The 11,304-nt window shown below is 69.2% G+C and carries 11 protein-coding genes; 2 read left to right on the forward strand and 9 right to left on the reverse strand.

What is annotated here, in order from left to right:
• Positions 1–364: 364 nt before the first annotated feature.
• From AC27L4_RS06235 to AC27L4_RS06275, 9 genes are all read right to left on the reverse strand, one after another.
• Positions 365–1,627 (reverse strand): M20/M25/M40 family metallo-hydrolase, encoded by a 1,263-nt coding sequence (locus tag AC27L4_RS06235; protein ID WP_487141190.1) that lies wholly within the window; start codon positions 1,625–1,627, stop codon positions 365–367.
• 2 nt (positions 1,628–1,629) lie between these two features.
• A complete protein-coding gene (locus tag AC27L4_RS06240; RefSeq protein ID WP_487141191.1) occupies positions 1,630–2,877 on the reverse strand; it encodes an allantoate amidohydrolase in 1,248 nt (415 codons plus the stop codon).
• Between the two features lie 47 nt (positions 2,878–2,924).
• Positions 2,925–3,830, reverse strand: a complete 906-nt coding sequence (puuE, locus tag AC27L4_RS06245; protein ID WP_487141193.1) for an allantoinase PuuE — start codon at positions 3,828–3,830, stop codon at positions 2,925–2,927.
• A gap of 37 nt (positions 3,831–3,867) precedes the next feature.
• Positions 3,868–4,605, reverse strand: coding sequence for an aspartate/glutamate racemase family protein (locus AC27L4_RS06250; protein ID WP_487141194.1), 738 nt, complete (start codon positions 4,603–4,605; stop codon positions 3,868–3,870).
• Between the two features lie 10 nt (positions 4,606–4,615).
• Positions 4,616–5,332 carry an ABC transporter ATP-binding protein gene (locus tag AC27L4_RS06255; RefSeq protein WP_487141195.1) on the reverse strand — a complete coding sequence of 239 codons (717 nt, stop codon included), beginning with the start codon at positions 5,330–5,332 and terminating at the stop codon, positions 4,616–4,618.
• Positions 5,329–6,099, reverse strand: coding sequence for an ABC transporter ATP-binding protein (locus tag AC27L4_RS06260; RefSeq protein WP_487141196.1), 771 nt, complete (start codon positions 6,097–6,099; stop codon positions 5,329–5,331). The genes AC27L4_RS06255 and AC27L4_RS06260 overlap by 4 nt, the downstream gene beginning before the upstream one ends.
• 4 nt (positions 6,100–6,103) lie before the next feature.
• Entirely contained in the window at positions 6,104–7,120 is a 1,017-nt protein-coding gene (locus tag AC27L4_RS06265) for a branched-chain amino acid ABC transporter permease (protein WP_487141198.1), read from the reverse strand.
• A gap of 10 nt (positions 7,121–7,130) precedes the next feature.
• Positions 7,131–7,991, reverse strand: a complete 861-nt coding sequence (locus AC27L4_RS06270; protein ID WP_487141199.1) for a branched-chain amino acid ABC transporter permease — start codon at positions 7,989–7,991, stop codon at positions 7,131–7,133.
• A 134-nt stretch (positions 7,992–8,125) separates the two neighbouring features.
• A complete protein-coding gene (locus AC27L4_RS06275; protein ID WP_487141200.1) occupies positions 8,126–9,334 on the reverse strand; it encodes an ABC transporter substrate-binding protein in 1,209 nt (402 codons plus the stop codon).
• 153 nt (positions 9,335–9,487) lie between these two features.
• On the opposite strand from AC27L4_RS06275, the gene ehuR reads away from it, so the two are divergent.
• Both ehuR and AC27L4_RS06285 read left to right on the forward strand, forming a co-directional pair.
• Positions 9,488–10,891, forward strand: coding sequence for a MocR-like ectoine utilization transcription factor EhuR (gene ehuR, locus AC27L4_RS06280; RefSeq protein ID WP_487141201.1), 1,404 nt, complete (start codon positions 9,488–9,490; stop codon positions 10,889–10,891).
• Between the two features lie 116 nt (positions 10,892–11,007).
• Entirely contained in the window at positions 11,008–11,295 is a 288-nt protein-coding gene (locus AC27L4_RS06285; protein ID WP_487141202.1) for a hypothetical protein, read from the forward strand.
• The last annotated feature ends 9 nt before the right edge of the window (positions 11,296–11,304 follow it).

Here is an 11,304-nt window from a genome sequence, read left to right on the forward strand (position 1 = left end):
GCCGACATTGCGCCTGACCATCGACGCCGCGCAAACGAAGCCCGAGTCGAGCCGCGTCAGGATGCGCACACGCGGCGGGCAGGCGGCTCCGACGCGGGATCCGCTCGACCTTCCCCCGGGCACCGCAATGCCAGCACGCCGCGTCGTGGCGCCCGGGAGCAGCGCCTCGGCATCCAGGGTTATCGCCCCGCAGTCGCAGGCCACCATCGGCCGGCCTGCAGCGGGTGCAAAACCGATCAGGTCTGGACGACGCCCCGTCGGCACCGGGGACTTCCTGTGACGGGCTCCAAGCTATTGCCGAGCAACAACTTCGGCTCGCCCGTCACCCCGGCGCGCCCTCCCGTGCGGGACATGCGGACCGGGCTCAGGCCTCCGTCAGCAGGTCGCAGGCGGCAAGTGCGACCACCTCCGTGGCCTTCTTCAGGTCGGAGAGCCGGAGCCTCTCGTCGGCGCGGTGCGCATTGGCCTCCAGCATGGTGCGCGGGCCGGCCCCGTACAGCACGGTCGGGATGCCGGCGGCGCAATAATGCCGGGCGTCGGTGTAGAGCGGCACGCCATGGGCCTTGATCGGCTCGCCGAACACCGCCGTCGCGTGGCGGCAGAGCGTGTCGGCCAGCCGGTCCGTCCCCGGCACGGGCTTCAGCGGCGAGGCGAGCAGCACGCGGCGGACATTGCAGGCGATGCCGGGGATGGCCCTGGCCTGCTCCAGGATGAAGGCCGCCAGCTCGCGCGCGACCGTCTCGCCGTCCTCCTCGGGAATCATGCGGCGGTCGAGGCGCATGACGATGCGCTCGGGCACCACATTGGTGTTCACGCCGCCGGAGATCAGGCCGATCACCAGCGAGGGCGTCGTGATTCCCTCGACCTTGGAGTGCTGCGAGGCAAAGCCGCGGCGCATGGCGTAGAGGGCGCGGGCGATCTCGGTCGCGGCCTCCAGCGCGTCGATCCCGGTCTCCGGCCGCGCCGCGTGGGCGGACTTGCCGAGCACCTCGATCTCCAGGTGCAGGCAGCCGTTATGGGCGGTGACCACGCCGTAGGACAGGCCGGCGCAGATGACGTAGTCGGGCTTGGTCAGCCCCTGCTGCAGCAGCCGCAGCGGGCCGATGTCGCCGCCGGTCTCCTCGTCATAGGTGACGTGGATCTCGACCGTGCCGCCGAGCGGCTCGCCGAGGTCGCGCAGGGCCAGCAGGGCATGGGCATAGGTGGCGATGTCGGACTTGGAGGTGGCGACGCCGCGGCCGTACATCCAGCCGTCCTTCACCACCGCGCCGTAGGGATCGACGGTCCAGCCGACGCCGGGCGCAACGACGTCGCCGTGCACGTTGAGGGCGAGGGTCGGCCCCGGGCCGAAGCGGTGACGGACGATCAGGTTGACCGCGCTGATCATCCCGACCTCGGCGGCGGCCTCGCGCGGCACCGGGTGATGCTCGACCTCGAAGCCGAGGCCACGATAGAGCTCGGCCACCCGCTCGGCATGCGGGGCGCAGTCGCCCGGCGGGTTGTCGGAGGGCAGCTTGACGAGCTCGGCCAGCATCCCGACCGCCTGCTCGTGGTGTGCCTCGACGAAGCGGCGGATATGCTGCGCGCGCTCGGCGGCGCTGCGCGAAGGCGGGACGGAATCGGGCATGGTCACTCTCGGGGTTCGAAGGTCTCGATGAAGCGGAGCAGCGCACGGGCCGCGACGGCGACGTCGCCCGGCTCGACCGACTCCAGCGGCGAATGGCTGATCCCCGCCTTGCAGCGCACGAAGATCATGCCGATGTCGGTCAACCCGATCATCGCCATGCCGTCATGGCCGGCGCCGCTGGGCAGGCGCAGCGCCCGCGTGCCGCCGGCGGCGACCGCCGCCGCGATACGGTCGACCAGCCAGGGGGCGCAGGGCGAGGCCGGCAGGTCGAGCAGCGGCACGATCTCGATCCCGACGCCGCGGGCCGCCGCGATGCGGTGCGCTTCGGCCTCGATCCGCCCGACGAGGTCGCGGCGGACATCGTCGGAGCGCGCGCGCATGTCGAGGCTCAGCGTCGCCTGCCCCGGGATGACGTTGACGGCACCCGGCCGGACCTCGACCTGCCCGACCGTCGCCACCGCGTCGGGCAGCCCGGCGGCGATCCGTTCGGCGGCGAGCGCGATCTCGGCCCCGGCCAGGAACGGGTCGTGGCGCAGGCGCATCGGCACGGTGCCGGCATGGTTGGGCTGGCCGCGCAGCGTCACCAGCTGGCGGGTCTGGCCGCTGATGGCGGTGACGATGCCGACCGGCAGGTCCTCCTGCTCCAGCACCGGCCCCTGTTCGATATGGATCTCGACATAGGCCAGCGCCTCGGCCCGGTCATGCGCCGCGGAGGGGATGCGCGCGGGGTCGAGGCCGAAGGCGCGCATCGCCTCGCCGAGGGACACGCCGTCGGCGTCGAGGGCTTCCAGGGTCGCCGGCGCGAAGGAGCCGGCGGCGGCGCTGCTGCCGGCCAGCGTGGTGCGGAACCGCGTCCCCTCCTCGTCGCCGAAGGCCAGGATCTCGATGCCGAAGGGCAGTCGCCGGCCGGCGGCGTGGAGTTCGGCGACGCAGTCAATGGCGCAGATGACGCCGAGCGGCCCGTCATACTTGCCCGCCTCGATGACGCTGTCGATATGCGAGCCGAGGATCAGCCAGGGCCCGCCCCCGCCGGCCGCATGGTAGCGCCCGACGATGTTGGCGGCCGCGTCGACATGGACCTCCATGCCGGCCTCGCGCATCCAGCCGGAGACCAGGTCGATCGCCCGGCGGTGCTCGTCGGTGAGATAGAGGCGCGTCACGCCGGGCCCCGGCTTGCTGATCGCGGCCAGTTCGTCGCAACGGCGCATGATGCGCCGGCCCGCCACGGGCTCGGCGGTGTCGATGGACATGGGTGTCATCCCGGTGAGGTGGGCGGAAGCCGGCGCGGCCCGGAGGATCAGTCTTCCGGGCGGTGATGCGCGTGCCAGTGCCGGGCGATGTCGACGCGCCGGCAGATCCAGACCGCGTCATGCTTCTGCACATAGTCGAGAAAGCGCAGGAACGGCGCCCACCGGCCGGGGCGGCCGACGATGCGCAGGTGCAGCCCGGTCGACATCATCCGCGGGATGCGGTCGCTCTCGCGGTAGAGCACGTCGAACGTGTCCTTCAGATAGGTGAAGTACTGGTCGCCGCTGTTGAAGCCGGCGGCCGCGACGAAGCGCATGTCGTTGGCTTCGAGCGTGTAGGGGATGCGCAGATGGTTGCGGCCCCCGACCTTCTCCCAGTAGGGCAGGTCGTCGGCATAGGTGTCGGCATCGTAGAGGAAGCCGCCCTCCTCCACCACCAGGCGCAGCGTGTTGGGGCTGCAGCGGCCGGTGTACCAGCCGACCGGCCGCTCGCCGGTCGCGCGGCGGATCGCCTCGATCGCCAGCTTCATGTGATGGCGCTCGGTCTCCTCGCCCATGTACTGGTGGTCGATCCACTTCCAGCCGTGGCTGGCGATCTCGTGGCCGAGGCCGTGCATGATCTTGCCGGCCTCCGGATAGCGATCGAGGGCCATGCCGTTGGCCAGCACGGTGGTGAGGATGCCGCGCGCCTTGAACTCGTCGAAGATGCGCCAGAACGCCACCCGCGTGCCGTATTCGTAGATCGATTCCATGTTCATGTTGCGCACGCCGTAGAGCGGCGGGGCGCCGATGATGTCGGAGATGAAGTTCTCCGAATGGGCATCGCCGTGCAGGATGCAGTTCTCCGAGCCTTCCTCGTAGGCGACGATGATCTGCAGGGCGAGCTTGGCCCCGTTCGGCCAGTTCGCCTGGGGCGGGTTGCGGCCGTAGCCGACGAGGTCGCGGGGATAGGTCATGGCATGGTCCTTTCGTCGGGGATGGCGTGGCAATCCGTCACGGCCTGACTTCCAGATGGCTGACGGCGCCGCTGATCCGCTTCGGCAGGGGGAAGGCGAGGTCGCCGACCTTGCTGGTGCCCAGGCCCAGGGCGGCGATGCTCTCGACCAGCTTGGTCGCGGCGGCGACGCCTTCGACCACCGGCACGCCGACGACCTGCTGGATATGGTCGGCGAGGTCGGCCATGCCGGCGCAGCCGAGCACGATGGCCCCGGCCTCGTCCTCCTCCACCGCCCGCCGGCACTCCTCGATGATGCCGGTGCAGGCGGCCGGCCCGGTCTCCTCCAGCGCCAGCACCTCCAGGCCGGAGGCGCGGACGCGGCGGCACTGGTGCTCGAAGCCGTGGATCTGCAGGAGATGCTCGCAGATGATCTTGGTCCGCGCCAGGGTGGTCACCACCGAGAAGCGGGTCGAGATGATGCTGGCGACGTGGAAGGCGGCCTCGGCGATGCCGATCACCGGCCCGCGGGCGATCTCGCGGGCGGCGAACACGCCGGGATCGCCGAAGCAGGCGACGACATAGGCGTCGACGCCCTCGGCCTCGCCCTGGCGCACGGTCTCCAGGATGCCGATGACGCTCAGCGCCTCGTCGTAATGGCTCTCGATCGACTGCGGGCCGCTGCCGACGGTGCGCGACACGATCTCGGTGCCGGCGGCGGCGACGCGCCGGCCGGCGGCGAGGTTCTTGACGGCGAAGGCCTCGGTCGTCGTCGGGTTGACGATCATGATGCGCATTGGAAGGCTCCTATCCGCCGAGGTAGGCGCGCCGGATCTGGTCGTCGTTCTCCAGCTCCCGCGAGGTGCCGGAGAGGGTGATGCGGCCGGTCTCCAGCACATAGGCCCGGCTCGACGCCTTCAGGGCCATGCGCGAGTTCTGCTCCACCAGGACGACGCTGACGCCGTCCTCGCGGTTGACGCTGGTGATGATGCGGGCGATGTCGCGCACCACCATCGGCGCCAGGCCGAGCGAGGGCTCGTCGAGCAGCAGCAGCCGCGGCCGCGACATCAGCGCCCGGCCGATGGCGACCATCTGCTGCTCGCCGCCGGAGAGGCTGCCGGCCTGCTGGGTCCGGCGCTCCTTGAGGCGGGGGAAGCGGACGAACATCTTCTCGATGTCGTCGGGGATCGCCTTGCGGTCCTTGCGGCCGTAGGCGCCCATCATCAGGTTGTCGAACACGGTCATGTAGGGAAAGATGCGCCGGCCCTCCGGCACCATCGCCACGCCGCGGCCGACGATCGCGTCGGTGCCCAGGGCGTCGATGCGGGCGCCGTCGAACCAGATCTCGCCCGAGGCGACCTTCGACAGGCCGGTCATCGCCCGCAGCGTCGTCGTCTTGCCGGCGCCGTTCGAGCCGATCAGGGCGACGATCTCGCCCTGCGCCGCCGCCAGCGAGATGCCGCGCAGCGCCGAGACATGGCCGTAATTGACCTTGAGGTTGCTGATCTGAAGATAGGAGGTCACAGCCCGATCTCCTCGTCCACGGCGCCGAGATAAGCTTCGATCACGCGTTCGTTGCGCTGGATCTCCGCCGGCGTGCCCTCGGCGATCTTGGTGCCGAAGTTCAGCACGACGATGCGCTCGCTGACCGACATCACCGCCCCCATGTCGTGCTCGACCAGGATCGGCGTCACGCCCTCGTCGCGGATCTTGCGGATCAGCTCGACGCCCCGCCGCGTCTCCTCCGGGTCGAGGCCGGCGAAGGGCTCGTCGAGCAGGATCAGCTTCGGCCTGGCGGCGAGCGCGACGGCGATGCCGAGGTTGCGCAGCAGCCCGTGCGGCAGGTTGCCGGCGAGCTCGTCGCGCACCTGCTGCATGCCGAGCAGCCGCAGCACGTGCCCGGCATAGTCGAGCGCCTCCCGGTCGTCCGCCCGGGCCCGGCGGCTGCGGAAGATCATGCCGGCGAGGCCGGCCCGGCAGGACTTGTGATGGCCGAGCAGCACCGCGTCGATCACGGACATTTCCTTGAAGATGGTGTTCTCCTGGAAGGTCCGGACGATGCCCTTGCGGGCGAGGATGTGCGGGCCGAGGCCGGTGACGGTCTCGCCGCAGAAGCGGATCTCGCCCGAGCTCGGGGCGAGGAAGGAGGAGATCAGCTTGAAGCAGGTGCTCTTGCCCGCGCCGTTCGGGCCGATGATCGACAGGATCTCGCCGGCTGTCAGCGAGAAGGTGACGTTGTTGACCGCGGTGAGGCCGCCGAAGCGCCGGGTCAGGCCGTTGACCTCGAGCATGGCCTCACCTCCCGCCGGCCGGCCGGCGCCGGATCACGCTGAGCACGCCGTTGGGCATGAACAGGATGCACAGGATCATCAGGCCCGAGAAGATCACGGTCTGGTAGCGCTGGAACTCGTGCAGGATCTCGAAGCCGGCCATCAGGAGCACCGCGCCGACGATCGGGCCGATGACATAGTCGAGGCCGCCGACGAAGCAGTAGACCATGAAGTAGACGGAATCGATCACCTGGAAGGTCGTGGGATAGACGTTCTGCTGCAGCGCGCTGAAGAAGGCGCCGCCGACGCCGCCGAAGAAGCAGGCGATGACGAAGGCGACCAGGCGGTACTTGGCGACGTTGATGCCCAGGCTCGCCGCCAGATCCTCGTTCTGGCGCAGCGAGCGGAACACGGCGCCGACGCGGCTGGTGTCGAGCAGCCACATGAAGGCGATGCCGAGCATCAGGATGGCGCCGCTGAGGAAGAGGAAGGGCAGGCGCGCGCCCTTCTCGAAGGCGGGGATGATCGTCACGCCGAAGAGCGAGAGCGCGCCGGGCAACGGCAGGTCGACGATGCCCTGCGCGCCCTGGGTGATCGAGGGGAAGGACAGGGCCGCCAGGCGGCAGGCCTCGGTGATGCACAGCGTGATCATGGCGAAGTAGACGCCCTTCAGGCGCAGCACCGGCCAGCCGATGGCGGCGCCCACCAGGGCCGCGGCCAGGCCCGAGGCCGGCAGGCACAGCCAGAACGACCAGCCGAAGCGCGAGACCAGGATGGCGGCGACATAGCCGCCGATCAGGCAAAAGCCGGCCTGGGCCAGGTTGATGCGGCCGATGGCGAAGGTCAGCCAGACGCCGAGGCTGATGAAGCTGACCATCGCCATGGTGGTGACGACGTTGAGCACGTAGCCCTTGTCGCCGAACAGCAGCGGGACGGCGACGAAGTAGGCGGCGGCGAAGAGCGCCAGGCCCAGGAGGAAGCCGCGGGCGCGTCCGGGCGCGGTCGAGGCGGGTGTGGCGGACATGGTGATATCGAGCGACATGCCGGTCTCCTCAGCCCCAGGGCTTGCCCATGATCCCCTGGGGGCGGACGATCAGGAATGCGATGACCAGGAGGAAGATGATGAGGTAGGTGAGCGAGCCGGGCAGCAGCGCATAGCCGACCGACTCCATGAAGCCGAGCACGAAGCCGCCGAGGATGGCGCCCGAGAGCACGCCGGCCCCGCCGATCATGATCATCAGGAAGGACTTGATCGACACCGCGTTGCCGACGCCGGAATGCACCGCGAAGATCGCCACCAGGAGGCCGCCGGCCAGTCCCGCCAGCCCGGCGCCCAGGCCGAAGCCGAAAGCGGACAGCCATTTGAGGTTGACGCCCTGCAGCGCCGTCGCCTCGCGGTCCTGCGCCATGGCGCGCAGGGCGCGGCCGACGCGGGTGTATTCGATGAACAGCATCAGCCCGGCGATGAGCAGGCCGGCGACGATCAGCACGACGACGCGCCCCATCGGCAGGCGGGCGTCGAACACCTCCACCACGCCGGTGGCGATGGCCGGAACGCCGCGCTGCTTCTCGCCGAACACCAGGAGCGCCAGGCTCTCCAGGAACACCGCGGTGCCCATGGCGAGCAGCATCGTCACCTCCTCGCGCTTCACCCGCTGCATCACCGGGCGGAACAGCGCCAGCTCCATCACCACGCCGAGCAGCGCCACGATCAGGAAGGAGAAGGCGAGGCCGACCCAGAACGGCAGGCCGAAGACGACGTTCACGTAATAGACGATGAAGCCGCCGATCATGTAGAGCTGCCCATGGGCGAAGTTCACCACCTTCATGATGCTGAAGACGATGGTGATGCCGAGGGCGATGAGGGCGTAGGTCGTGCCGACGACGAGCCCGTTGAGAAGCACCTGTGTCATGGATGGAGCGTCCCTGTCCGAAGGTCGCGGGAAACGCGGGGCACGGCCCGCACTACCCTCCAGCATCAGGCCTGTCGGCCATGCGGAAAAGGGGGAATGCGCGAAGCCCGCGCATTCCCAAGGCGGCAGGGAGCTCAGTCCGCCAGCTGGCCGACGAAGAGCGGCTGGAAAGCGCCGTCCTGGATCGTCTGCACCACGATCGGCACGGAGACCTGGCGCGGCTGGCCGTAATCCTTGCGGCCAACGAAGTGCAGGGTCGAGGCGTCCTTCAGGAACGGGTTGGTGCCCTTGAAGCCGTCCAGCGTCGACTTGAAGTACTCCGTGTCGGTGAGGGCCTTCGGCCCGGCGGCCTGCAGCGCCTGCACCAGGATCTCAGGCCCGTAGACATAGAGGCCGGCGACGTCGTTCCACTCGCCCCATTCCTTCTTGTAGCGCTCGATGAAGGAGGCCATGAAGTCGCTGCGGATCGCCTCGGTGCTGGCGCCGCCGGCGGCGATGAAGCCGTTGGCGGCATCGCCCGCCACCTCCGAGATCGCCTTGGGGTCCTGGCCGGTCTCGGTGCTCATGGTGCCGGTGAAGCCGAGTTCGCGCGCCGCCTTGATCAGCGGGCCGACATCGGAGGGCGAGACGCCGGAAAGGACGATGTGGTCCGGCTTGGTGCCGATCACCTTGGTCAGCACCGGGAAGAAGTCGGTGGTGCCGCTCTCATAGGTCTCCTGGTCCGAGACGACCTGCAGGCCGAGGGCCTTGGCCGCGGCCACGCCCTCGTTGCGCTGGTTCAGCGGGTCGGCGTTGTTCTCGCACAGGAAGGCGATGGCCTTCACGCCCTTGTTGTCCATCAGCCATTTGTAGATGACCGGACCGACCTGGTAGGAGGCCACCATACCCAGGATGGATTGCGAAGCCGGCGGCTTGTACAGCGACTTCGAGAAGGCGTAGGGCATGTTGATGGTCTTGTTGGCCTCCATCACCGCCTTGGCGCTTTCGGCGGTGGAATCGGTGTTGGGGCCCTGGATGTACTTGACGCCGGCGGCGACCAGCCGCTCGGCCCCGGTCTGGGCGCCCTTGGGATCGCCCTTGTCGTCGACGCACTCGACCGCGACCTTGTAGGTCTGGTCGCCGATCTTGACGCCGCCGGCGTCGTTCCACATGCCGGCGCGGGTCTTGAAGGTCTGGCACATCACGCCGCCCCAGCCGGCATAGGGGCCGCTCATCACGCCGAGGGCGCCGAACTTCAGCGTTTCCTCGGCCGCGACCGGCCCGGCGGCAAGCAGCGGCACGACCGCGGCGGCGCCGAGCAGAAATCGGCGCAAGCGCGCAGGGGTCTCAGCAAGTCTGGTCATCGACTATCCCCATCTGGATGTTTGGGTCGATCGGAATTGACACCGATTCATTCTAAAACAATTGCGTTTTCTTGTTGATTTGAACCCATGTTTGTTGTTGGCTTTGACGGTGTCAATTGATTCTTTGCCACGGTGTCAATTTGGAGATCGGGCGTGAATTGGACCCCTGTCGTCCGCAAGGGTAATGGACCGATCTATGCGTCGATCGCCGACGCGATGGCGGAGGACATCGTTGCCGGCCGGCTGCCGGCCGGCGCCAGGCTGCCGCCCCACCGCGACCTCGCCTTCAAGCTCGGCGTGACGGTCGGCACCGTCGCCCGGGCCTATGGCGAGGCGACGCGGCGCGGGCTGATCGTCGGCGAGGTCGGGCGGGGCACCTTCGTCACCGATTTCTCCGGCCGGCGGACCGAGACCACCCAGCTCCTGGTCGAGGAGAGCGAGGTGGCGGAAGTCATCGACCTCGGCCTCAACCTGTCGGCGGTGGGCGAGAGCGAGCAGATGCTGCGCGAGACCCTGCGCGACCTCTCACGCCTCAACACCCTGGGAGAGCTGCTGAAATACCAGCCTGCGACCGGCATGCGCGCGCATCGGGTCGAGGCCGCGCGCTGGCTGGAGCGCTTCGGCCTCGCGGTGGACCCGGACTGCATCACCGTCTGCAACGGCGGCCAGCACGGCCTGCTGCTCAGCCTGATGGCGACCGCCGCCCATGGCGACGTCATCGCCACCGAGCACCTGACCTATCCCGGCATCAAGGCGATCGCCCATCAGCTCGGCCTGCAGCTCGTCGGCGTGCCGATGGACGCCCATGGCCTCGACCCCGCGGCCCTGCGCGAGATCTGCGAGACCCGGCGGCCGAAGGCGCTCTACTGCATGCCGGTGCTGCAGAACCCGACCACCGTCACCATGCCGGACGAACGGGCGCGCGAGATCGCCGCCGTGGCCAGGGACTACGACATCTGGGTGATCGAGGACGACGTCTACGGCTTCCTCACCGACGAGCGCCCGCAGCCGATCGCCGCCCACGTCCCCGACCGGACCGTCTACATCTCCAGCGCCTCCAAGAGCATGGCGCCGGGGCTGCGCATCGGCTTCCTGGCGGCGCCGCCGCAGCTCAGCCGCACCCTGGCGGAGCTGAGCTGCATGGCGAACTGGATGTCCCCGCCCCTCCTCTCGGAGATCGCCGCGCTCTGGATCCGCAACGGCCAGGCCGCGCGCCTGGTCGACTGGCACCGCCAGCAGGCCCGGTCGCGCCAGAGCGTGGTCCGCGACATCCTCAAAGCCTATATCGGCGATGCTTCGCCGGCTTGCTACCATCTCTGGGTGCATCTGCCCGAGCAGTGGCGCATGGATTCCTTCGCCTCCGCCGCCCTGAAGCAGGGGATCCGCGTCATCACCGCCGATGCCTTCGCGGTGAAGCGGGACCACGCCCCCCACGCCGTGCGCCTGTGCCTGGGCGCGGCGCTGTCGCTGCACCAGATCGAGTTCGCCACGGCGCAGATCCGCGACCTGCTCGCCGCCAAGGTGCGACCGCGCATGGATTTCGACTCGCTGATCTGAGCGGGCGAGAATCCCCCCGGCTCCCTGCCGGCATTTCGGCCGGCCGGCGCAACCAAAGGGCCTCCATCGCGTTCTTCCTGTCAGGCGTCGGTCCTCGACGCGACAGGAGGTCAGCGATGTCGATCGAGATCTCTCACCCCGTTCCCTCTGCCGACATGGAGGAGCACCGGCGCACCTTCGCCGGCGTCGTGCGCGTCGTCTTTGTCGTCGCATTGCTCGTGCTTAGCCTCGTGGTCGGCCTCGCCATCGGCGGCACCGAGCATCACTGGGTGGTGGCTGGATTCTGGATGGCCGTCGCGATGCTGGGGGCGGCCGTCGGCCTGGCCTTCCGGGACCTCGGCTGGAAGCCTCTGGCCGTGATCCTGGCGATGATGCTGGCAACCCTCGGCATCGGCGCGGGCTGAAGCGGGCAC

It is taken from the genome of Labrys sp. Lb11 (assembly GCF_057554225.1).

What these genes read in the sequence shown, in the direction of transcription:
- AC27L4_RS06235 (WP_487141190.1), bottom strand. Translation starts at nt 1,627, where the DNA reads ATGCCCGATTCCGTCCCGCCTTCGCGCAGCGCCGCCGAGCGCGCGCAG.
- AC27L4_RS06240 (WP_487141191.1), bottom strand. Translation starts at nt 2,877, where the DNA reads ATGTCCATCGACACCGCCGAGCCCGTGGCGGGCCGGCGCATCATGCGC.
- puuE (WP_487141193.1), bottom strand. Translation starts at nt 3,830, where the DNA reads ATGACCTATCCCCGCGACCTCGTCGGCTACGGCCGCAACCCGCCCCAG.
- AC27L4_RS06250 (WP_487141194.1), bottom strand. Translation starts at nt 4,605, where the DNA reads ATGCGCATCATGATCGTCAACCCGACGACGACCGAGGCCTTCGCCGTC.
- AC27L4_RS06260 (WP_487141196.1), bottom strand. Translation starts at nt 6,099, where the DNA reads ATGCTCGAGGTCAACGGCCTGACCCGGCGCTTCGGCGGCCTCACCGCG.
- AC27L4_RS06265 (WP_487141198.1), bottom strand. Translation starts at nt 7,120, where the DNA reads ATGTCGCTCGATATCACCATGTCCGCCACACCCGCCTCGACCGCGCCC.
- AC27L4_RS06270 (WP_487141199.1), bottom strand. Translation starts at nt 7,991, where the DNA reads ATGACACAGGTGCTTCTCAACGGGCTCGTCGTCGGCACGACCTACGCC.
- AC27L4_RS06275 (WP_487141200.1), bottom strand. Translation starts at nt 9,334, where the DNA reads ATGACCAGACTTGCTGAGACCCCTGCGCGCTTGCGCCGATTTCTGCTC.
- AC27L4_RS06285 (WP_487141202.1), top strand. Translation starts at nt 11,008, where the DNA reads ATGTCGATCGAGATCTCTCACCCCGTTCCCTCTGCCGACATGGAGGAG.